Genomic DNA, 22,733 nt, shown 5'->3' with positions numbered 1-22,733 from the left:
TACGAGGAGCCGTCCAAGGCGCTTCCGCCGGAACCCACCGGCCGCCGCCGGCACCCCGCGAGGGCGAGGCCCGCTCCCGGCGCGCCGGGAGCGGCGGATAGCGTGCGGGCATGGCGAACACGGGGAAGCCAAGGGTCCTGTACCGGCAGGGCAGCGGATTCTGGCGGATGACGGCGAAGTGGGTCCTGGTCTTCGGACCCCTGTACCTGCTGGACGGCGGGCTGATCCGGTCATGGCGCGACGCCGTGGCATGGCCCCTGATCGGGATCGTGCTGTACGTGCCCTTCGGGATCGGCGTCGCCTGGTACCCGAACAAGGACCGGCGCGTGAAGCTGACGCCGGTGGAACTGCGCGTGGGGCGCAAGCGGCTGCCGATGGAGAGCGTGAACCTGCTGCACGTGGCGCGGCTGTGGCTGGAGGGACGGTCCACCGCGGACGACCAGCCGGTGCTCCGATGGCCACGGGCCGTCCGGGCGGTGTGGGTGCCGCTGTCGGACGGCCAGGCGTTCGGCGCGGAGTTCCGCGACCCGGCCGCGTTCGCCAGGGTCTTCGGCGACTTCGCCGTCCAGGCGTGCGGCGGGCCCGACGCCGTCCGCGCACGGGCCGCGACGGAGACCTACCCGCAACCGCGCCCCATGCGGGCGCGCTCCGCCGGCGACGCGGGCTCCCGGACGGATCTCCTGGACCTCTTCGACTGACGGAGCCCCCCGTCGACCGCGTGGGACCACTGGCCGAGCGCGCCGGCGGAACCTGGCCGGCCGATTCGCCGAGCGACCCCTTCAGGGCAGGTCCGCGGTCCCGCCGCGCGCACCACCGCGCTCGACGGCGGCGGCCGCCGTCAGGAGCCCTCCGCATCGAGCCGGTCGGGCGTCGCCGCGTGCCAGCGGGGACGGGCCTGCCGCTCGATGCGCGCCAGACAGGTCCGCCACCCGGCGCCGTACCGGACGCTCGCCGTGGTGGTGGATGACGGGCAGGTCGGCCAGGGTGCCCTTGTCAGTGCCGTGACGCACGATGAAGGGCATGATCCATACTCTTCCCCTGGCCCTGCCGAGCCCGCTGGTGGACCACCACGCTCTCGACCTGACCGCGCTGTACTCAACGGGCTGGGGTCTGACGCTCTTCGACCTCGCCGGAGCCGCGAATGGCGAGGTGTACGCCCTTTACGGCGTTGGCCGTTACACCCACGGCGTCGCCGACGAGGAGCAGGACCCGCGGGTTGCGAACTTCGGGTACCGGATCATCACCCGGTACTCCGCTGAGGGCGAGGTCCTGGCGAGCGCGCAGTTCCGTACTGGCGGCGCGCGCGAGGGGGGCTCGGACGTCGCTGACGGAGGCGACATCAGCCTGTGCGTACTGCCCGACGGGGTCCTCGCCATCACCGCGACGCCAGACATGACCACGCTCGTCGCGCCGGACCTCAGCCGCGTTTTGGCCGTCTACGACTCCAAGGACGGCCGGCCCTTCCGGGACTTCACGCCGCAGGAGGGCGACCCTTTCGCCGGGTCCATCAGCGTCACCCCCTCGGGCCGACTGCTGTGCACCCTCGCTGAGTACGGGGTCTGGAGGTTCGGAAGCGTCATCACCAACCTCGTGGGCATCGCCGAGGGAGCTCTGACCGCCGAGTCCAAGCCGGCCATCCGCGCGCTCGCCTCGCTCGACCCCGAGCCGGCACACCAGAGCGCCGTCGACCTGCGCCCGCACGCCACCTATAAGGGCGATCCCATAGGGATGGCGAACCGCCCACGCCCGGCCCTGACTGAGCTCGTCGCCGCCGAGGACCGCCTCTCCAAATGGGAGCAGTCCCGCCTCGGCCGACCGGTGCCGCTCTCCGACGACCTCTTCGTCGTCCCCTTCTACGCCAGGACGTTCCGAGGTGGCAGCCGCGGCCAGCCCTTCGTCTTCGCCCTCGTCAACGACCAGGGGGAGATGACCGGACGGCTCCACGGCCTGCATGAGTGGCGCGATTCGCCCTTCACCGGCTTCTGCTTCAACCTCGCGGCCGACCCGCACCGGGGCCACGCCTTCCACCTGAACCGCTACGGCCTCTACGCCTGGGACCGGGCAGGAGCGCTCCGCGCCAAGCTGGACAGCGGCACCAAGACCTTCAAGCCGCTGACCCACTTCACCCTCGGATCATGTGCCCCCAACGGCGACCTGCTGCTGGCCCACACCAAGCAGCACCTGATCCTGCGCGTCCCTGCCCCCGACGACCTCACCGACCTCGCGGCAACCGTCGAGGAGGCACTGCGGGCGTACGCCCGTCAGCGCACGGCCCTGAAGAAGCAGTGGGGCCCGGTCAACTGGCACTGGCAGCACTCCGCGCCGCTCCACCGCATCTGATCACCCGGCCGCCACCGAGCCGCCGTTGCGGCGGGGGTACGAGCCTGTCCGCCCCGGCACGGAGGGGTGAGTGCCCGTCGTGGCGGGATCGGACCTGACGCTGGACGAACTGACCGAACAGGCGCCCGGGCAGCGCGAGCTCATCGAGACGAACGCCCGTGTCGTCGCGCAGCCGTCGGCCCCTCGCGGGGCAGCAGGGGCCGTGGGCGGCCTGCCGGGATGCGACCGGCTGGCCCCCACGGCGCGCTACCTCTGGCCGGAACGGACGCGGGCCAGCTGCCTTACGGGTTCCAGGTCGGCCACAAGATCACGCCCCACCGCGACTGTCCACACCCGCGCGGCGCGGGGGCGGGTCAGGAGACATGCCAGTCCCAGAGCTGGCGGGCGCTGTCGAGGGTGGGGCACCAGGTGACCTTGCGGCCGTCGCGGCAGATCTCGCCGGCACCCGGCGCGCAGCGGCACACCACGCGGAACTGACCGGCGCGCGCGGACACGACCGCCTGCACGATCCGGCCCACGTGTACTCCGTGAGCGAGATCGAGCCGGACGGCCGCGGCGATCTGCTCCGCGGTGACCACCTCCAGCCGGTCGACGGAGTCCAGCGTGCGGCAGATGCTGCCGTCGGCCTGAGCGGATGACTTCACTGCCACCCACCGTCCAAGCCGGACCACGTCACCGACCACTGCGGCACGCTCCTGCTCTGGGTATCGCTGCATCACCAGGTCGCCCCGCCGGACGCGGGGAGCATCGGCCAACCGCTGGAGCGCGCTCACCACGACCTGGGCGCTCACGCGGTCCTCGAGCCGCGCGGACTCCACGGTCCACACACCCGGACCGGGCCCGGGCTTCATCAGCTCCCACTCGCCCGCCCGGCCCTCCACCCGCACGATGTCACCGGCCCTGTACGCCTCGCCCGCCGGCCGAGTTTCGGAGGCGGCCCGGGCCCCGGACTGGGTAATCGTCACCACCTATCAGCTCCCTTTCAGCAGTGATTCCGCACAGCGACCCCCGGTTCAGTCCTGGGGCTTCGCTGCTTCGGCGATGACCTCGTGATGCACGCGCAGTGCCGCGGTCGCGTACTCCATGGGCGAGGGGCTGGCTCCCTGTACGGCCGTCATCGCCGCCAGGAAGCGGGCGTAGAGCGGCTGGTCGGCGTCGTCGACGACGTCCTCGATCAGCCTGAACGCGCTCGTCGCGAAGCGCTTGAGGGCCATCGGCCGCGTCTTACGGCCTGCCGTGCCCTGCTTGTCGCGCTCGACCACGCACTCGGCGTGCGTCTCGTTCACGTCGGTCACGCGCAGAATCCGCTCGCGGGTGACCATGTCGGGGGCCATGTCCTGCCACAACTGTCCGACCCGGACCCGGCCGACGGTGGAAGGGACGGGGGAGGGGCTGGTGCTCACGGGAACTCCTGAACGGGGACGAAGGGTTGGGTTGGTGCCAGGCGACTGGCGCGCCCGGCGACGAGCGTATGAGGGGGCGCGTCAGGCCGTGGTCCCGGGGGCGGGAGCCTTGAGGATGCGGAGGTTCTCCGCCTGGACCTCGGCGCAGAACCGGGCGATGAGCACCCACAGCGGCATGGACAGCCCGTCGAGCTGGTCATGGAGCAGCCGGGCGGCTTCGTGGATGCCGTGCTGTGCGCGGACGACGTCCATCAGGTCCACACCGCGCGTCTTGCGCTCAAGGGACCGGCCGGCGCCGAGGATATGGTCGTGGGCCTCGCGGCTGACCGTCTCCAGCCGCAGCGGATGCGCCGGAGTGAACCGGGACGGCGGGGGCGGGGCCGGGTCGAACGCGGTCGGGCGGGCCGCGCTGTATCGCGTCGCCCACAACTCCACCATGTAGACCGCGGCGGCCTGCCAGGCGGCCTCGTCGTGCTCGCCGGTGCGCGCCTGGAACGTCGCGATCGCCAGGCCGAGGAGGACCTCAGCACGATCCAGCCGCGCAGTGCCGTGGCCGAGGCGGAAGTCCTCCAGAGCCTTGGCGGCGTCGATCACGTGCACCTGGGCGGCGGGGGCGTGGTCGGTGAGACTGCGGCGCATCAGGATGTCGCCGGCCTCTACGACGATCCGCGATCCCGGCGCGGCGGGCTCTCCCGGCTCGGGGGACTGGAAGGGCATGGCTGTCGTACTCCTCAGCTGTCTTGTCGGATGGGGGCGAGCTGCCGACGGGGCAAGGGGGCTGACTCGTACGGGGGACACCGCGAACGCGGCCGTGCCGACCGCCTGGCCAACCAGCCATCACACTACATATTGAAACTAGATTGCACAACAAGTACAGTACACACTGAAACGTAAACACGACGCTTGCACCGTCGCACCGAGTGCGTTAGATTCGCGTTAGATTTTGGACTTTGAGGGTGGAGGTGGAGATGGGGGGCAGCGACCCTGTGGCAGCGGTGCTCGAGCGAATCCGGTTCGACGGCCCGGTGCCACAACTGCCGGATCCGGCGGAGCGTGCCACGCTTCGCGAAGCGTTCGGCTGGACCGTGACGCAGATGGGCCAAGCCGCCGGCGTGCGCCGCGAGACCGTGTGGACCTGGGAATCGGATCCTCCTCGCACGCCGCGCGGCGAGAAAGGGCAGCGCTACGCCAGGATTCTCGCCTACTTCGCAGCCGAACTGTCTCGCGCTGATGCGGAGGGCAGCTCCGCCACCCCCGAACCCGAACCGGTGCCCGTTGCGGTCGCTGCGGAGGAGGCCCCTCTCGAGCTCGACTTCGACATCGAGGACCCGCCCGAACTCGACTGGCAGAACACCGAGTCCAGCCCGGCTCACACGGAGACGGCGGAACCCGAGTTCGACACTCCCGGCTCGTGGGTCGACCTGCCCGAGGGGGTCACCCGGCTATGCGTCCGCTGCGGGCACCCGACGTCGAGTGTCGTCGGTGGCCGGCCCCGCCATGTGTACCTCCAGGCCATGGCCGCCATGGGGATGCCCCGCTGCGGCGCCCGGCCCACCGCCGGGTCCGCGCCTGCCTCCGTCCCGCAGACCGATGCGGCCTCGGCGGCGGTCACACCGGCCTCCGCAGCCCCGGCTGCCGCTTCGGCCACTGCGCTTGCCGCTGCCGCACCCTCCGCCCGGCCGTCGGCCGCGCCGCGCAGCCCGGGCGCCGCGCCGGCTTCTCGCCGTGTGAACCGCACGGCGAAGAAGCCGGGCGCGAAGCCGGTGCCGCCGCAGTACGCCGACGGGCCGCTGGCCGTCCTCGACGTCACCGACGGCGCCCTGACCGCGCACCTCGTCGATGGCCGCACCGTGCCGTGCCCGGCCAAGACCCTCCAGGCCCTGGCCACGTGGGCGCTGGACAAGCGCAAGATCCGCCTGGGCGCGGCCAAGGTCCACGACAACGGCTTCGACCAGGACCCGCTCCTCGTCCTCACCGAGGGCGCTGTCGCACACTTCGGCCTGCCCGCCGACCTCGCGGACCAGGAAGAACTCCGCCTGCCGGCCGACCACAAGGCCGTCAAGGGCCTCATCAAGGCCGGGTGGGAGCTCACCAAGTCCGGGTTCGGGCCCTGGCCGAGGATCTTCAAGCGCGTCGACGGCAAGCGCCACTGCGTTCAGCTCTTCCTCACGCCCTGGGGTGCCCTGGAAAACCGCGTCTGGGGGCAGGCCGGCGACCTGCCTGCGGGCGACCTCGCCCGGATGCTCGGCACCTACGCCCGCCTGGTCATCACCCCCCGCGGCACCGTCGCCGTCACCGGCGAGGAACTCATGACCTCGCTGCGCCCGCCCACCAAGGCCGAGTGGAGCGAGAAGGAGAACAAGTACGTCTCGGTGAAGGTGCCCCACACCCTTCACACCGTCGTCGACCCCGCCCCGTGCGAGGCCCCCGACGAGCACCCCGTCGTCGCCGCCGACTACCCGGAGGAAGGCTCCCGGCCCGCCAGCGAGGCCCTCGACGAGGAGGCGTGCATCTGGGTCCGCCCCGCCGACCTGATCACCGACGTCGAGCGGGCCTGCACCCACGTCGTCGCGCTGGACGTGCAGGTGGCGTTCCTGGCGGCGTGCCGACGCCTCCACGTCGGCACCGGCCCGGCCATCCACTACCCCCGCAACCCCGCCTTCGACCCCGAGCTTCCCGGCTCCTGGTACGTGGACCTGTCCCACGTCGAGACCGACCCGCGCATGCCCAGCCCCTTCACCTCCAGCGGCGTACGCCCCGAAGGTCCCGGCTGGTACGCCACCCCCACCGTCGCCTACGCCGTCGAGCTCGGCGCCGACGTCCGCCCGATGGAGGCCTGGGTCCGTAAGATCCACAGCCCCTACCTCCAGCCCTGGTACGAGACGCTGCGCGACGCCTACCTGACCGTGATGGCCGACCTCGGCGTCACCAAGGACCTCGACGACGAAGCCTTCCTCGCGGCGATGGCCAGCTACAAGGACGGCGATCCGCTGCTGGTCACCCTGGCGAACGCCATCAAGGCCACCGCCAAGTCAGGAATCGGCAAGCTGCGCCAGCGCCCGAACATGGGCATCGGCCACGCCTTCGGCGACCCGTGGCCGGCCCTGAAGCGGGTCACGTGGCGGCCCGACATCCGCGCCATGATCCTGTCGAAGGCACGGACCAACATGCACCGCAAGATGCACAACCTCGCCACCACGGCGGGCCGTTACCCGCTCGCCGTCAACACCGACTGCGTCGTCTACGCCACCGACAGCCTGTCGCCGCTGCCCCTCCTCCACGGCCCCGACGGCCAGCCGATCCGCGGCGGGTTCCGCCTCGGCGTCAACCCCGGCTCCGTCAAGCACCAGGGCTCCCAGACCATCGACTGGGCGCTGGACCTGCTCGCCGACGGAGTGAACATCGCCAACGAGATCAAGGACGACTCGCTCGTCCGCGTGGCCTGAACCCCAAGGAAGCTGACTGAACGTGGGACTGATCGAAGACCGGCTGGAAGAGGCCGCCGAGACCGCCTACTCCCAGCCGATCCCCAAGACCCTGGGCGCCCGGATCCGTTTCCTGCTCAAGCAGGAGAAGGGCGTCAGCCGTGCCGAGGCCGCCCGCGCGGTCGCCGAGAAGATCGGCAAGTCCCAGCGCACCGTCGAGCGCTACCGCGACGACAAGATCAAGACGGCGAAGCCCGAGACCGCCGCTCTCATCGAAGCCGAGGTCAAGAAGCTCTGGCAGCCGATCGTCAAGGCGAAGAAGCTCCAGGCCGCCGTCACCACCGGCGGCATCAAGGTCGACGTCCGCGGCAAGTTCGGATTCACCTCCCCCAAGGGAAGCACCAACGACCCGCGCTACCGGCGTCTCACCCGCCGCCTGGACGCCGCCACCGCGGCCGCCCTCTTCGAGGCCAAGGCGGCCGGCGCCTCCGAAGAAGACCTCGCCCAGCTGATCGCCGACGGACTGCGCGACGACTACTTCACCGACGGCGGCACCCGCGCCGGCTCGCTTCAGAAGGTCGAGCTAACCGCCATCGACCACATCCGCTTCAGCATCACCTGACCGCCGACTGTCCCCGGCTGAGAGGACCGGCCACCACCGTGACCGCGACCATCACCACCCCGCCGCCCAGGATCAGGCTGCGCCCGCACCAGTCCCAGGCCGTCCACGCAGCGCACACCGCGCTGCGCCACACCGCCCGGACCTCCGTCGTGATGGCCTGCGGCACCGGCAAGACGTACGTCGCCGCGCGCACCGCCGCCCGCGTCGCTCCCCAGGGCACCCGCCTGGTGCTCCTGCCCACGTTGGAACTCCTCGCCCAGACCATCGACGACTGGCGCACCGCCGGCATGAGCGGCCCCATCCTCGCCCTGTGCTCCAAGCGCCCCAACACCACAGGCGAAGCCGTCGCGTTCACCACCGACCCGGCCGCCCTGACCGCCACCGTCCACCAGAACCCCGGCCTGACGGTCTTCGCCACCTACCACTCCCTGCACCGCGTCCAGGACGCCCACCACCGCTTCGCCCTCCCGCCCTGGTCGCTGATCGCCATCGACGAAGCCCACCGAACCAGCGGTCACCTGGGCAAACGCTGGGCAGCCGTCCACGACGACGAGCTGATCCCCGCCCACAAGCGCCTCTACCTCACCGCCACCCCCCGCATCTGGTCGGCCGGTGAGCCCGGAGACGACGAAGACGACTCGCTCGTCGCGTCCATGGACAACCCCAACCTGTACGGCGACACCTGCTTCCGCCTCCCGCTCGCCGAGGCCATCGACATGGACCTCCTGGCCGACTACCGCGTCGTCGTCATGGAAGTGCACGAGGCGACCATCCGCACCCGGCTCGGGATCTCCGACAAGGCCACCGAAGCCGAACTGCGCCAAGCCGCCCTCCAGATCGCCGTCCTGCGTGCCATGGCCGAGCTCGACCTGCGCCGCGTCGTCTCCTTCCACCACCGGGTCGCCGATGCCCACGCCTTCGCCGGCACCCTCCGCGAGACCGCCACGCGCCTCTACGCCCTCGACGAGACCGGAACCAGCTGTCCCGACCCGGGCGAGCTGTGGGCGACCGGCCTCGACGGCAACCAGGACCCCGCCTACCGCCGCGAGCTCCTCGACCGGTTCGACGGCCGCCCCGGCGAGTTCCTCGAGCCCGCTCACCGCACCCTGATCGCCAACGCCCGCCTTCTCGGCGAGGGCGTCAACATCCCCTCGATCGACACCGTCGTCTTCGCCGACCCCAAGGAGTCGATCGTCGACACGGTCCAGGCCGTCGGCAGGGCGCTGCGCCAGAAACCCGGCCAGGGCAAGAAAGCCACGCTCATCGTCCCCGTCTACGTCGCCCCCGGCGAAGACGCCGACGACCTCATGGGCTCCAACCTGTACCGGCCGCTCTGGCGGGTCCTCCAAGCCCTGCGCGCCCACGACGACCGCATCGCCGACCGGCTCGCCGTCCCCCAGCAGCCCGCCCACCCGGTCCCGGACGACGAGGACGAGGAGACGGGCATGCCCGTGGACGTCGCCTTCGACCGCCCCTTCCCCGCCGACACCATCGCGCAGGCGTTCCGGCTGCGGGTCCTTCACCCCCGCGAGGCGTCCTTCCGCCGCGGCCTGGAAGCCGCCACCACCTACCACCAGACCTACGGGCATCTCGACGTCCCCCGGCTCTACGACGATGAGACCGGATTCGCGCTCGGCCGCTGGATCAACCGCGCGCGCAAGGCGTACGCGGCCGGCACCCTCAAGCCCGCTCAGATCAAGGCCCTCGAACACCTGGGCATCATCTGGAACCTCCAGACCCAGGCCGCCGAACGCGGACTGCTCCACGCCCGCAACTGGGCCGCCCGCCACGGACACCTCGCGGCCCCCACCGGCGAGATGGCCGGCGACTTCGCCCTCGGCCGTTGGCTCACCAACCGACGGGCCGCCGCCCGCGCCCGTGCGGACAACGGACTCGAACCCGACCCCACCGACCTCGCACTTGCCGAGATCGATCCGTACTGGAACCCCGCCTGGTCGATCACCTGGCAGCGCCTCTACTACACCGCACGCGCCTACGCCGACGCCAGCATCACCCTCGACGACCTCCCTGCCGACTTCGTAACCGACGACGACGAGCCCCTCGGCGAATGGGTCCGCGCCCAGAGCACCGACTACAGCACGCTCCACCCCGAGCAGCTCCGGCTCGTGCGCGAACTGGGCATCACCCTGATCGAGCCCGCCGACAACGAACCGCCGCAGCCAACCGGGCGCGCCGCCCGCCAGCAGCGGCAGCTCGAGCAGGGCCTGGCGGCCGTCGCCGCCTTCCGCGACCGCGAAGGCCACCTGAACATCCGCCAACGCGACACGGTCACCCTCAACGGTGAGGAGTACAAGGTCGGCCAGTGGCTCAAGAACCTCCGCAAACGCTGGGACAAACTGCCCCCCGAACACCTCCAGGCCGTCACCGCCGCCGGCATCACCCGCCACCCCCAGCCGCTCACCACGATCACCCCCACCCCCGGCACCTGAACCGAAACGCCGGCGAACTCCCGGACACGAAAGGTACGCACCCACACCGTGCTCAGCACACCGGAGAACTACCGCTGCGCGGCGAACGACGCCTCCCCGACCGCGACCGTCATCGCTGCCGAGGACGGCCTCATCCGCTACCTCCGCCAGCACGCCGAGCTCATCGTGAAGGGTGCCTACGACATCCCCGCAGACTGGAGGTACCGCAGCCAGTACCACCTCCTGCTGGCCCTGGGCCGCCGCTTCGCTCCCACACCCCGCCCTGAGGGCCTGATCGGCATGCCCGACCGGCTCTGCTACAGCAACTCCGCCCAGTATGCGAAGGAACACCAGGAAGAAGGCCTGGTATACGCCGAAGGGTTCGCCCTCACCCACGCCGGACTCGACTTCTACCTGCCCCACGCCTGGACCGTCCGTCCGGACGGCACCGTGCTGGACCCGACCTGGGACGACGAACCTGGCCGGGCATACGTCGGCATCGCGGTCACCGATCCCCGGCTCTGGCCCTTCGACGGCGGAGGGATTCTCCAGGACTTCGACCGCATGCTGCCCGTGCTCCGTGACGGCTTCCCGCCCAATACGCTCGCCGACCTCGGACGCCCACTCGCCAACGGGCTGGCGCAGGGGCAGGCCCCAACGCCCAAGAGGTGACCGCCGCGATCCCCCGATCCCCATGCGGTGCGCCGACGAAACACAGGACATCGCACCGATGAAACCCGCCAACGTCTGACGCGGCAGAAGGAGCTGTGAATGTTGATCATCAGTGAGCGCGTGCGGTCCGCGGACCCCCGCGAGGACGAGCGCGTCGTGCACCGGGCCGTCGGCCGCGCCGAGAACGATTTCCAGCGTCTGTCCTGCAGCGAGGGGCCGGAGGACGGTATACACGTCCCGGGGCAGAGGCTCAGGGTGCGCGGTGACCACACTCTCGGAGACGGACAGCGGTGGTGCACCAAGTGTTTCCCCGAGAAGGTGCAAGGGATCTGATTCCCACCAGCCCGGCGATGCAGTCTCTGCCAGAGCACTCACCATGCGGGCGCGGACGTATGTCGGTGCCCCAAGGCCCCGGCCGCCGTCGGCACCGGGGCACGGCGCTGTCCGACCCCGGTGACAGGATGGCGCCAGAAGCGTCGCGTCCGCCCAGCGGCCGCGGCACCCCGAGCACCACGGAGCACCGTTTTCATGAACCGCAGTGAGCTGACCGCCGCCCTCGCAGAGCGCGCCGAGGTGACCCGCAAGAACGCCGACGCCGTGCTGACCGCCCTCGCCGAGATCACCGGTGAGGTCGTCGCCAAGGGCGACGAGAAGGTCACCATCCCTGGCTTCCTGACCTTCGAGCGCACCCACCGTGCCGCTCGCACCGCCCGCAACCCGCAGACCGGCGACCCCATCGAGATTCCGGCTGGCTACAGCGTGAAGGTCTCCGCGGGCTCGAAGCTCAAGGAAGCCGCGAAGGGCAAGTAGCCCCGTCCTCCGCCCCGCTGGGTGGCACAACGGCACGCCTCACCCGCGCCGAAGCCGGATAGGCATCCCGCCCACGGGGTAGTACGGACGGCGAGTGCCCTCCGACGACGGAGAGCACCACCCACAGACCAACCGGGCGAACACCCGGCAACTTTCGAAGGACACACGCATGGCCAGCGGCACCGTGAAGTGGTTCAACGCCGAGAAGGGCTTCGGCTTCATCTCCCAGGACGGCGGCGGACCGGACGTCTTCGCGCACTACTCCAACATCTCTGGCAACGGCTACCGCGAACTGGTCGAAGGCGAGCAGGTCACCTTCGACGTGACCCAGGGCCAGAAGGGCCCCCAGGCCGAGAACATCGTGCGCCGCGGCTGACCCCGGAAAATGAGCGCCGCCCCGCGACGGCCACTGTAGAGTGGTCTCACCGACGCGGGGTGGAGCAGCTCGGTAGCTCGCTGGGCTCATAACCCAGAGGTCGCAGGTTCAAATCCTGTCCCCGCTACTGACCGAAGGGCCCGGATTTCTATCCGGGCCCTTCGCCGTATCCGAACCACGCACCATCCCGGCCAAGCCGGACCTGCCTCACTCCAGCAAGACGACGTTGTCCGGGGAGACACAGACGCGGCCCGATCCGATGGCGGCAGCCGTCGCCAGAGCACGGCCGACCAGCCCGGCATGACCACCGATGGCGATCCGCACGTCGTCGAGCGTGCTCATCCTCGCCTCGATCACGCCGCGGCGGCCGGCCACCTCCACCTCGAACCGGCCCGCACCGCGCTCGCACACCCGGTACGTGTCCGGCCCGAGCGTGCACTCCCACCGACCCGGAGCGGTCTCGGCCAGGTCAACGAGGGTACGGATCTGCTCCAGCGGACTGGGCCCGGCCGGATGGTTCTCGTCCGCGTGCTCCTCGAACGCTCTACGGGCCAGCAGCGCGAAGGCGTGCCGGCTCACTTCACCGCACTCCGGGCACGTCAAGGCGAACCGGTCGGGCCCGGCATCACCTGTATCGGTGATCGTCGGCCGCAGCCCGTTGACCATCGGCTCCAGCACCTTGCGCTCACGACGCCCCACCTGCCGACCCTCCCTCCTCGTACGCCGCTCATCTCCGGCGCATTCTCCGCCACGGGCAAAGCCCGGCTCACGGCGACGGACACCGTGTCGGCATGAGCACCCCCACATCGGGCCTACGGTGCATCGGTATGACGCAGCACATCAGGATCGCGAGCCGTGCCTCGGCCATGGCGACAGCACAGGTCAACTGGCTGATGGCAGAGATCACCCGCACGAGCCCCGGCACCGTGCCGGAGTTCGTCCCCATCACGACAGCCGGCGACAGCTGGACCGGACCCCTGGCCGAAGTCGGCGGCAAGGGCGCCTTCACCAGCGCCGTCGCCCGGGCCGTTCTCGACGGCCGCGCGGACCTCGCGCTGCACTGCGCGAAGGACATGCCCGGCGACGAGCCAGAACCCGACGGCACCGTGTGCCTGTACCCGCGACGCGACGACGTCCACGACGTCCTGGTCCACCCTGCCGGAACCAAGCTCGACGACCTGCCCGCCGGCACCCGCATCGGCACCTCCGCCCCCCGGCGGATCGCCCAGCTCACCGTCTCCCACCCGCACCTCACCGTCGTCGCCGTACGCGGCAACGCCGACACCCGCCTCGGCCTGACCCGCTCCGGCGACGTCGACGCGGTGATCCTCGCCCTCGCCGGACTACGCCGCCTGGGCCGGGAGTCCGAAGCCACCGAGATCATCGACACCGACCGGATGATGCCCGCCCTCGGCGCCGGCCAGCTCGCCCTGCAGATCCGCGCCGACGACCAAGACCTCCTCACCCCGCTCACCGATCCCGCCGCCACCCGAGCCGCCCTCGCGGAGCGGACGCTGCTGCGCGCCCTCGCCGGGCACTGCCACGCCCCGATCGCCGGTCACGCCACTGCCCATGCGGCGGGAGAGCTTCACCTGGCCGCCCGGGTCTACATCCCGGACGGGTCGGCCATGCTGGCCGCCGCACGGACCGGACCCGACCCGCAGACCCTGGGCCGAGCAGTCGCCCAGGACCTCATCGCCCAGGGCGCCAACGACCTCCTCGCCTCCTCCCGGCGCCGCTGACCGGGCTCCTCCCGGCCTCGGTGGAAGGCCACAGGCCGGGCGGGCCGTACCAGGTGCGGGCCGCATTCGTCCTCGGCCCGTGCGGGCGCCCGATCGGCTCCCAGGGCGGTGTCTACCTCGCGATCCGCGATCACCGCGCACTCACCGGCTCGTCGGGCGACCGATGCTCGCGGCCTTCGTGCTGCGCAGCCAGCGTCAGCCGCTCCCTCCCGCCCGCGTCGGCTACCAGAGCCCCATGGCCCCGCACCGTCGGCCACGAGAACGTCAGCCGTTCGTCCCTCCGCAGAAAGACGTCCGGGTAGCATCGTGCGGACGCACATCACCGTGAGGCGTGCCTTGCCCGGACCCACCTCCGGGCTCTGGTGAATCCAGCTGCCGCTGGGAGGTGACGCAGTGGTGATGCATGGCGTTTCCCTCGTCTTTGACCGCCTTTGCGCACTCGGCGTTTGTCGTGGTGGGGCGGCATGACGCGGAGCGTGCAGGAGCTGTCTTGTCATCGAACGTCACCAACCGCCAGCAGATCGCCCGGGCGCTCAACAAGGCGACCGGCTGCGGATACCAGCGGGCTCTGGAACGCGTCGTCGACGCCGCCGAGCGCAAGCTGCTGCCCCCGGTCCTGGACGCGGCCGGCCGTGCGGAGGCCGTCCGGATTCTCACTGACCCGGCTGTGGCCGCCCAAGTCCCCAGCCGCATGCTCGCGCGGGACTACCTGCAGGCCCTGGTTGCGGAGCTCCGTCTCCTGGGATGGGGAGCCGGCCACCACGAGCCCGAGGTGGACTGCTTCGGCCTCACGGTCTACGCGGGGCCTGTCGCGGGTCTCAGCTTGTCCGTGGGACGTGCAGATGACGATGCCGACGGCGATGAACACGATCCGGATGACCCGGGCCAATCGGACCTGACCAAGTCGCTGTACCTGACGTCGATGTGCCCGTCGGGCAATGCGACCGTCGAGGACTTCGAGGACGGCCTCGCGGACTGCTCCACTGAAGCCGTCCGCGTCACCGCGCGCCGCATGGACTCCAAGCTCGGAAAGACCCGGCTCCACCGGGTCCGGGGCACAGAAGAGCACTCCACCGCGTCGTGTCCGATCTGCGCAGACCGGTACCCCGAGCACCATCTGCTGAAGAACTCGCCCAGCGCCCTCCCCGTGTGCCCCGCCTGCATCTTCGACGGCGACCAGGCCTACCGCACCGATCTGCCGTACCTCGCGGTCCAACTCGACCGGCTTCTCCACGACGACCTGGTCGCTCCGGCGGGATGGGACGCGGTCGCGGCCGTCCTCGCCCTGACCTGCGGCCCCAACCTGGGCACGCGGCTCGACCGCGAACTGAAGGAGCGCGGCGGCTGGCCGATCATCATGGAACGCTGGGGAGAGCCGCTGGAGCGATCCTGGATCTGGCTCCCGCCGCCCGCTCACTGGCACGAGGCGTTCAAGCACCTGGGCGCCGGCGCGACCCTGGCCGCGCTCGTCGACGCCGTCGACCGCCACGACCCCACCGCCCGCGCCGCGGCGAAGGCCCTGTGCCGGGAATCCGGAGTGCGCTGGCGCGACGCCCTGTGGCCCGCCGCCATCGCCTACGCCGTGGCTTTCACGACCCAGAGCCACGAGCGCGACCGCCACCGCACCCCCTTCCACGTCGTCCACTCCCTCAGCGACGGACTCGGGCAGACCATGAAGCCCTTCGCCGTCACCGGGGACGCCTCGAACGTCGAGTACGGGCTCGAAGCGCTGCTCAAGTACCAGCTGTTCCCGATGCTCCTCGGGCACAGCCTGGATGAAGAACCCGACGACCCCCGCCGCCGGTACGGAGCTCAGCCTGACGACGACCGCCCCGCCCGGAGCCGAGCCGACGCCCGCCTCACCCACGGGATCGACCGGGCGAACCAGCTCGCTGTCGTCCTGGGCAAGATCCCCTTCACGCCGGCTGGCGTCCCGGTCTGGGACGGCGCAGCAGTGGCCGGAGCCGATGCCCAGGGCCTGGGAAGCACCGCGCCCGCGAACGACCTGTGCCGTGCGATCCGGGACGAGGCCCGCCAGCAGGCGGCTGAAGCCCTCTACGACCTCGACGGGTGCGACGCGGTCGACGCCGACCAGGCGTGGGCCCGCAGCGGCTGGTGGATTCCCTCGGACCACGCCCCCCACGCGGTGCGCCAGGCGCAGCAGTTCCTCCCCGTGAAGACCAGGGTCCACGCACTGTGGCTCGGGCCCGCTGCGCAGCTCCCCGAACCCGTGCAGATCTGCGTCGACATCGTCAGCGTGAACGCGCACAGCACCGGCCCCCGCGACGTGCCGTGGCTGCAGGTGTCGGACGGCCGCTCCGTGTTCGGGCTGACGCTGTCGGACGTCGCGCTGATCCGCCGGGCTGAACCCGGGGACGAACTCACCGAGGTCTGGCCCTCCGACCATCCATCGAACCGCGGGGATGACGCCCCGGCGACCGAGACGAGCCCCGCCACGTCGGACGAGTCGCTGCCCACGCTCGATGAACTGTCCCTGCTGACCAACCAGTTCCTGCATCTGGCCGGACACCGGCTCGGCGAAGGCTGGAAGAGCGTCGACGAGAAGGCCTACGCCGCCCACCAGCGCCTGGAGAAGGCTCTCGAAGCCGAATACACGGGCTTCGCGGCCACGAGGGTCAAGGTGTGGATCAACCTGTTCGACACTACGCACCCCTGCCCGAGCGGACAGACCCAGGCCCTGCCGGCATACGCGCTGACCGGCAAGCCCTACGAGGTGGAATTCGACGTCCACGCGCATGACCCGTCCTGCGGCTGCGGCCAGGAGTACGGCTTCGGCGACTTCTCCGACCGCGTCTGCCAGCTCCTCATCGTCCTGTGCCTGTACGGCGGACTGATCGAGGTCCACCCCATGATCGAGACCGCCACCGCGACAGACGATCCGGACGAGCACGAAGCCGTCCTACGCGACATCACCTGGGAGGTCGACGGACCCGACAGCTACGACTTCCGGGAGATCCAGCGCCGGGCGATCCGGGACATCACCGACCCGGAATCGAGCCTGAACACCGACACCAACCCGACCTACATCCCGCCGCACATGGCCGCGGACGGCTGGTACCTGCCCGAAGGCGGGACCTCGATGATGTTCCACGGCCGCCGACACGAAGACGACACGGACTGACCACTACGGGCCGCCGCGCACTGACGCCTCACGATCGGGATGGCCGGTCGTGGGGCGCCGGCGGGCAACCGCAGTCCGCCGCGCTGCTCTTCCCCCCGTCTCCGGCCCACCGGTCTCGGCAGTGGGAACATCTGAACGGCCCTGGAGTGCAGAGGTCTGCCCTTTCTTGCCGGTCCTGGCGCGGCCAACGGTGAACTCCCTCCGAAGAGCACACCCGGCATGCCCGAGCCTGCTACATGTGGACGGCGGTCGGGCCGCTGGGGACCGGACACCGCATCTAATGAAGAGGCTTGGTTGAGCATGGTGTCCGACAGCAATCCGTCCGCCGTTGACCAACTCTGCGATCATCTGCGCACGCTCGGGCCTCACGGGCTCGAGCAGCTTCTGGCCGAACGCCGGGATGCGCTCACCGAGCCGCGCCCGCGGACGCTGAGCGAGATCGCCGAGCGGCTGCTGCGGCCCGGCAGCGTCCAACGGGCCGCCATCCAGCTGCTGTCCTTGCCGTGCGTGGAGGTTGCCGAGGCGCTTGCCGCCCTTCCCGCGCCCTGCCCCCGGCCCCTGCTCGCGTCCATGCTCGGGCTGCCACAGGAGCCCGGCAAGCCGAATGACGACGGTGAGGCCGCCCTTGAGCGGGCCCTCGGCCGGCTGTCCGCCCTGGGACTCGTGTGGGCTCGTGATGCGGTTCCCGGCGAGCCGAGCAACCTGATCATGGCTGAAGCGCTCCGCGAGCTGTGGAAGGAGCCCTTGGGCCTGCGCAACCGGCTTGTCGGCTTCGAGACCGTCGTGGAGAACCTGCACGGCGAAGGCCTGGCCACGGCCCTCGACACGCTGGCTCTCACCGACGCAGGTTCCGAAAGCGAGCAGCGCACCATGCTCCTCGCCCACCATCGTGACGGTCAGCGGGTGCGTGACCTCCTCACCCATGCACCCTCGCCCGCCCAGGAGCTTCTGAAGCATCTGCGCCAGTACAACTCCACCACATACAGCTCGATCTCCATGTCCTCCGCCGGCCAGGAAGGCCAGAACTGGGCAGCCGAGCGAGCCCTGCTCTCGTCGAAGGACCGGCCCGTTTCCCCCGGTGCCTCCGGCTTCTTCATGGAGCGGGAGACCCAGCTGCCAGCCGAGGTGCTGATCGCGCTGCGCGGACCGGAGCCCGCCGCGCCCTTCCACCCCCGGCCGCCGCAGACCCCGCTCACGGCCGTCACCAGCCAGCAGATCACCGAGGCTGCCTCGGCCGCCGCCGTCACCTTCCTTGCCCAAGCCGCAACGGTCCTGCACGCGTGCGGCCAACAGCCGCCGGCCTTGCTGAAGGACGGCGGCATCGGCACCCGCGAACTGACCCGGATCACCAAGGCCTCCGGCTGTACGCCGGCCGCGGTCCGCCTCGTCCTCGAATGCGCCCACGCGGCCGGTCTCCTGGCGCACGACGGTCAGCAGCGGATCCTGGCGACGACCGGGTACGACGCCTGGACAGCGCGCGACCCGGCCGGGCAGTACGCGCCACTCGCCCTGGCCTGGCGCATGATGCGCTTCACCCCGACCCGGACCACACCGATCGCGACCCGCTACGGCACCGACGACGACGCGCCGGACGGCCCGACGCCCGCTCTGGCCTCCCGGGCCGAATGCGAGGGATGCCGGGCGACACGTACCGCCCTCCTGGACAGCGCGGCCGCGCTCGGGCCGCAGCAAGCCCTCGACACCGCAGACGATCTCCTCGGCGCCTTCGCCGACCTGCTCGCCTGGTACCGGCCCCGCGCCAGGTTCTGCGCCTGCACGGAGAAGTACTCGTACTCGGGGCAGCGCGATCGAGACCACGAGAAGGCCGCCCTCGCGCCGCTGGTGCGCGAAGCCGAACTCCTCGGCGTCCTGGCACAGGGTGCACTCAGCCCACTGGGCGCGGCACTGCGCCACCACAACACGGACCCAGCCCTGAACGAGACCGAGCTCGCCGCATGCGCCCAGCAGGTGCTGCCACCGCCGGCCGAGACAGCGCGTTTCCACACCGACCCGGACGTGACCGCCACCGTCGACGGCGTGTGCTCGCCCCGACTGGCCGCCCTCCTGGACCAGATGGCCGACCGCGCCGTACGCCACCCCGCATCCCTCTGGCACATCACCCCAGCCTCGCTGCGCCGCGCCCTCGACACCGGGCACACCGCCGACGACCTCCTCCACGCGCTGCGCAGCATCGCCGACACCACAGTCCTGCCCGAGCGACTGACGGACCTTGTCCGGGAAGCCGCCGACGCGCACGGCCGGGTCCGCCTCACCACCCCGGCCAGCCTCCTGCACAGCACGGACACCGCCCTGATCGCCGAAATCGCCGCCAGCGACCGGCTGACCCCGCTGAGCCTGCGGGTGCTAGCCCCGACCGTGCTGACGAGCCCGCTCCCCGGCGTCACGGTGCTCGCCGCCCTCCGTGACGCCGGGTACGCCCCCATCGACGAAGAGCATGACGGTGCAATCCGGCTCGAGCGCCCCACCCCCAACCGTCACCCGCTCCTGCCCGCACCACGGACCGCCGGACCGGCGCCGGAAGCACCCGACCTCGCCGACCTGGCCGAAGTTCTCCTCTCGGCCACCGGTGACATGCCGGTGCCCCGGCTCTCTCCGACCGAACAGGTCCTCGCCCGCGACGCCCAGCATCTGGATCCGCCCGCCCTGCGCCGCCTCGCCCACGCCCTCGACAACGCCCTCGAAACCGCCATCACCTACGCACCCGGCGCAGGCCGACCCACCACCCACACCATCCACTCTCTGGAACTCGATCCGCCGTACCTGTACGCCTGGACCGGAACCGACGACGAGGTAAGCACCTTCCATCTGAGCCACATCCAGGACGTAGATGCGGAAGCCCCGGCCTGACACGCGGCCCTAAGGGTTGTCCCGTAAATGATCTCTGACATGGCTGGTGGCCTGCTGGTTTCTGCGTCACCCGGCAAGGACGAGGTTGTGCAGGCGGGCGATGCCGAGCATGGCGTGGTGAACGCCGTCGCCCTTGAGCCGGCAGTCGCGAAGGATCTTCCATCCCTTCATCCGGGCGAAGGCGTGCTCCACGCGCGCGCGGACTTTGCGGTGGGAGGCGTTGTGCTCCTCCTTCCAGTCCCGGAGTTCGCTCTGGCCTTTCTCACGGCGGTGCGGGATGACCAGGCCGGTACCCCGGTAGCCGCCATCTGCGATGACCGTGGTCTTTCCGACGGCGTCTTTCGCGCCGGACAGCTCCCACGCCTTGCAGTCGTTGCGGTTGCCGGGGAGCGGTCGGCCGACCGCGACGACGAGCCGGGTGTCGGCGTCGATGACGACCTGGTGGTTGGTGGAGTACCGGTAGTTCTTGGACTGCTCGGCGATGGTGTGGTCGCGGGTGGGAACGAGAGTGCCGTCCACGATGAGCACGGTGTCCTTGCGGAACCGCTTGCGCTGCTGGAGCGCGAGCGCGGGCCCGAGGTGGTCGATGATGCGGTCGGCGGCCGACTTGGACACCCCGAACAGCGGGGCCAGTTGGCGCAGGGTCAGGTTCGTGCGCCAGTAAGCGGCGACCAGGAGCACGCGGTCCTCCAGCGGCAGGCTCCAGGGCCGGCCCTTGCGCACCGGATCAACACCCTCACGCCGGAGCGCGGTGATCAGCTTCCCGAACTGGCGCGGGCTCAGCCTGGTGAAAGGGGCTATCCAGGAGGGCTCAGACGCCGTGATCACACCAGACACGGCAAGATCATCTCACCGTGACCAGCAGTTACGGGACAGCCCTTAGGCGCCAGTATCGCTCCACCCCGCCCCGGCAAGGCGTTTTCGTATGCTCCGCCGCACCGGGGCACGCCCTTGCCCACGGCGCCTGGAGCCGGCCGGCCCCAGAGCTCGGACACGCAGGGCTGGAGGACTTGATGAGCGACACGACGGTCGCCGGCCGGTACCGGCTGAAGGAGCCGATCGGCAGCGGAGGCATGGGCACTGTGTGGCGCGCTGAGGACCTCCACGAGACCCACGACGTCGCCCTCAAGATCATCCTGGTAGGGGAGGGGGACCCGGTACAGGAAGCGGCCTTCCGCCGCGAGGCACAGGTCGCCGCGCGCCTGTCCCACCCGAACGTCGTCGCCGTCCGGGACCACGGCGCCGCCCACCTCGACGGCCGCCGAATCCTTTTCCTGGCCATGGACCTCGTGGTCGGACGGCCGCTGAACACGCTCACCGGGCGCCCGCTCCCCATCACCCAGGCCCTGACCTGGGCGATCCACATCAGTCAGGCCCTGGAGGACGCCCACCACCGCGGCATCGTCCACCGCGACATCAAGCCGTCCAACATCCTCCTTGACCAGGCATCCGGCAACACCGCGAAGCTGTGCGACTTCGGCATCGCGCGCCTGGTCGAGGCCACCCACCACACCCTGACCGTGACCGGCGTCGCCATCGGCACCCCCGCCTACATGTCGCCCGAGCAGGCCCGCGGCGACACCAGCCTGGGCGCACCCAGCGACCTCTACTCGCTCGGTTGCCTCCTCCACGAGCTGCTCACCGGCCACGTCCCCTTCACCGGCACGGGCTGGCAGGTCCTCAACCAGCACCTCAACGACGCACCGGCCCCGCTGTCCGCCCTGCGCCCCGGTGTTCCCCGCGAGCTCGAGCAGTTGGTCCTGGAGCTCCTCGACAAGGACCCCGACTGCCGGCCGACCGCGGCCGACACCCGGAGGCGGCTCACCCAGCTTCACGCCGAGCTGGCCGCCTTCGCCGACGCACCCACCGCGACAGCGCCCCGGCACCAACCCACGCTGGTCGCCACCACGACCTCCGCCAGCGCCGCCACCCTCTACCGCGAGCCGGGCGCCCGCGGCACCACCGTGCGCGCGGCCGGACTGACCGCGGCCGCCATCACCAGCGCCCTCTCGCTCACCACCACCCTGCCGATGCTCTGGACGACCGGCCTCGGCGCTCTCGCCGGCCTGCTGCTCGCCGTCCTCTACCTTCTCGACCCGCCCCAGCCACCGCACCCGGGGCAGTTGAGGATCACCACGGCTGCCCTCATGACCCTCCTGCTCCTCATCGGCGGCGCGGCAGCCGCCGTCCTCGTCACCGACTTCTCCCGGTGGGCGGCCGCCCTGACCATCAGCGTCTTCGGCGGGCCCGCCATGGTCGCCTGCGCCAGTGGTGTGCGGCGCCTGGTCGAGCACGCGCTCCACCGCACGGCCTGGTACGGCGACATCGCGACGACCGCCGGCGCCCTGCAGACCGCCACCGTGCTGCTCGCCGCCCATCACGCCGGCATTTCGCCCCTCACCTACCTCACCGCCGGCGCGGTGCTGTGGCCAGCCACAGCACTTCTCACTGCAGTTCTCACACCTCGCCGCACCCGCCACGACTCTCTTCCTCCAGCACGGACCGGAAGCACCGAGCTCCGGCGTGACACCCGGCCCCGGCCTGCCGTAATCCACGCTTAGACGCCGCCACCACCTTCAACGGCGAGGCGATTCCCGGCGCCGTTACGACCAGATCCTGGCCACCGCGGACTGCGACACCGGCTCGAGCGCCCTCACGAAACGCACCTCGCGAGAAGGCGAGGTCCCTCGCCCCGCACCACTTCGGTGCCCGGTTGCCTTGGCCTGACTAGCGAACAGCGGAGGCAGCTCGACGCCGTCGCCCTCGAAGCCTCGGACTGCCCCGGACCTCACCAGCCAATACATGTCTAGTGTCCTGCGCCAGTAGTTGATCGTTAGTTGTGGTGTGACTTCTGCTGCTGGTGCGTCTGTTCCTCGTCGAGGCCCGAAGCTGGAGCCGCTGCTG

General features: G+C 70.8%; 18 protein-coding genes and 1 tRNA gene. 13 read left to right on the top strand and 6 right to left on the bottom strand.

Going from position 1 to position 22,733, the window contains the following annotated elements:
* Window positions 1–110: 110 nt before the first annotated feature.
* The gene (locus IO29_RS25910) at window positions 111–698 is read left to right on the top strand and encodes a hypothetical protein (protein ID WP_030381889.1); all 588 of its coding nucleotides are present in this window, start codon (window positions 111–113) and stop codon (window positions 696–698) included.
* Window positions 699–779: 81 nt separating this feature from the next.
* Here IO29_RS25910 and IO29_RS38650 read toward each other — a convergent pair whose 3' ends face one another.
* A complete protein-coding gene (locus tag IO29_RS38650) occupies window positions 780–1,022 on the bottom strand; it encodes a hypothetical protein (RefSeq protein ID WP_033226417.1) in 243 nt (80 codons plus the stop codon).
* On the opposite strand from IO29_RS38650, the gene IO29_RS25905 reads away from it, so the two are divergent.
* Entirely contained in the window at window positions 1,021–2,340 is a 1,320-nt protein-coding gene (locus IO29_RS25905) for a hypothetical protein (RefSeq protein ID WP_030381888.1), read from the top strand. The genes IO29_RS38650 and IO29_RS25905 overlap by 2 nt on opposite strands.
* Before the next feature lie 353 nt (window positions 2,341–2,693).
* On the opposite strand, the gene IO29_RS25900 is transcribed toward IO29_RS25905, so the two are convergent.
* The 3 genes from IO29_RS25900 to IO29_RS25890 form a co-directional block, all read right to left on the bottom strand.
* Window positions 2,694–3,308: a hypothetical protein gene (locus IO29_RS25900; RefSeq protein WP_030994047.1), complete on the bottom strand. Its 615-nt coding sequence runs from the start codon at window positions 3,306–3,308 to the stop codon at window positions 2,694–2,696.
* Between the two features lie 45 nt (window positions 3,309–3,353).
* Window positions 3,354–3,743: a DUF6354 family protein gene (locus IO29_RS25895; RefSeq protein ID WP_030381886.1), complete on the bottom strand. Its 390-nt coding sequence runs from the start codon at window positions 3,741–3,743 to the stop codon at window positions 3,354–3,356.
* An 81-nt stretch (window positions 3,744–3,824) separates the two neighbouring features.
* Window positions 3,825–4,460 carry a hypothetical protein gene (locus IO29_RS25890; RefSeq protein WP_030381885.1) on the bottom strand — a complete coding sequence of 212 codons (636 nt, stop codon included), beginning with the start codon at window positions 4,458–4,460 and terminating at the stop codon, window positions 3,825–3,827.
* 377 nt (window positions 4,461–4,837) lie between these two features.
* Between IO29_RS25890 and tap the strand changes: the two genes are divergently transcribed.
* The 7 genes from tap to IO29_RS25850 all read left to right on the top strand — a co-directional run bounded on the left by tap (window position 4,838) and on the right by IO29_RS25850 (window position 12,204).
* The gene (tap, locus tag IO29_RS25885; RefSeq protein ID WP_234307624.1) at window positions 4,838–7,189 is read left to right on the top strand and encodes a telomere-associated protein Tap; all 2,352 of its coding nucleotides are present in this window, start codon (window positions 4,838–4,840) and stop codon (window positions 7,187–7,189) included.
* 22 nt (window positions 7,190–7,211) lie between these two features.
* Window positions 7,212–7,790, top strand: a complete 579-nt coding sequence (tpg, locus tag IO29_RS25880) for a telomere-protecting terminal protein Tpg (RefSeq protein WP_030381883.1) — start codon at window positions 7,212–7,214, stop codon at window positions 7,788–7,790.
* Window positions 7,791–7,828: 38 nt separating this feature from the next.
* Window positions 7,829–10,240: a DEAD/DEAH box helicase gene (locus IO29_RS25875; protein ID WP_051707896.1), complete on the top strand. Its 2,412-nt coding sequence runs from the start codon at window positions 7,829–7,831 to the stop codon at window positions 10,238–10,240.
* A 48-nt stretch (window positions 10,241–10,288) separates the two neighbouring features.
* On the top strand, window positions 10,289–10,891 hold the full coding sequence (locus IO29_RS38035) for a hypothetical protein (RefSeq protein WP_106969880.1): 603 nt from the start codon (window positions 10,289–10,291) through the stop codon (window positions 10,889–10,891).
* A 528-nt stretch (window positions 10,892–11,419) separates the two neighbouring features.
* A complete protein-coding gene (locus tag IO29_RS25860; protein ID WP_024126850.1) occupies window positions 11,420–11,701 on the top strand; it encodes an HU family DNA-binding protein in 282 nt (93 codons plus the stop codon).
* A gap of 169 nt (window positions 11,702–11,870) precedes the next feature.
* The gene (locus IO29_RS25855) at window positions 11,871–12,077 is read left to right on the top strand and encodes a cold-shock protein (RefSeq protein WP_030381880.1); all 207 of its coding nucleotides are present in this window, start codon (window positions 11,871–11,873) and stop codon (window positions 12,075–12,077) included.
* A gap of 53 nt (window positions 12,078–12,130) precedes the next feature.
* Window positions 12,131–12,204: transfer RNA gene (locus IO29_RS25850), tRNA-Met, on the top strand.
* A gap of 80 nt (window positions 12,205–12,284) precedes the next feature.
* Here the strand turns inward: IO29_RS25850 and IO29_RS25845 are convergent.
* Window positions 12,285–12,776, bottom strand: a complete 492-nt coding sequence (locus IO29_RS25845; RefSeq protein ID WP_030381879.1) for a hypothetical protein — start codon at window positions 12,774–12,776, stop codon at window positions 12,285–12,287.
* A gap of 128 nt (window positions 12,777–12,904) precedes the next feature.
* Between IO29_RS25845 and hemC the strand changes: the two genes are divergently transcribed.
* The 3 genes from hemC to IO29_RS25830 all read left to right on the top strand — a co-directional run bounded on the left by hemC (window position 12,905) and on the right by IO29_RS25830 (window position 19,829).
* Window positions 12,905–13,819 (top strand): hydroxymethylbilane synthase, encoded by a 915-nt coding sequence (gene hemC, locus IO29_RS25840; RefSeq protein ID WP_030381878.1) that lies wholly within the window; start codon window positions 12,905–12,907, stop codon window positions 13,817–13,819.
* A gap of 490 nt (window positions 13,820–14,309) precedes the next feature.
* Complete coding sequence (locus tag IO29_RS25835) at window positions 14,310–16,961, top strand: hypothetical protein (protein WP_030381877.1); 2,652 nt, start codon at window positions 14,310–14,312, stop codon at window positions 16,959–16,961.
* A gap of 300 nt (window positions 16,962–17,261) precedes the next feature.
* Complete coding sequence (locus IO29_RS25830) at window positions 17,262–19,829, top strand: helicase-associated domain-containing protein (RefSeq protein WP_030381876.1); 2,568 nt, start codon at window positions 17,262–17,264, stop codon at window positions 19,827–19,829.
* Between the two features lie 66 nt (window positions 19,830–19,895).
* Here the strand turns inward: IO29_RS25830 and IO29_RS25825 are convergent, their stop codons facing one another.
* Window positions 19,896–20,666 (bottom strand): IS5/IS1182 family transposase, encoded by a 771-nt coding sequence (locus IO29_RS25825; protein ID WP_030381875.1) that lies wholly within the window; start codon window positions 20,664–20,666, stop codon window positions 19,896–19,898.
* A 176-nt stretch (window positions 20,667–20,842) separates the two neighbouring features.
* On the opposite strand from IO29_RS25825, the gene IO29_RS25820 reads away from it, so the two are divergent.
* Window positions 20,843–22,390, top strand: a complete 1,548-nt coding sequence (locus tag IO29_RS25820) for a serine/threonine-protein kinase (protein ID WP_051707895.1) — start codon at window positions 20,843–20,845, stop codon at window positions 22,388–22,390.
* Window positions 22,391–22,733: the final 343 nt, after the last annotated feature.

It is taken from the genome of Streptomyces sp. NRRL F-6676 (genome assembly GCF_000725625.1).
Lineage (GTDB): Bacteria > Actinomycetota > Actinomycetes > Streptomycetales > Streptomycetaceae > Streptomyces.
The sequence above is the reverse complement of the archived record's forward strand: the minus strand, read 5'-3'. Positions and strand labels throughout refer to the sequence as shown.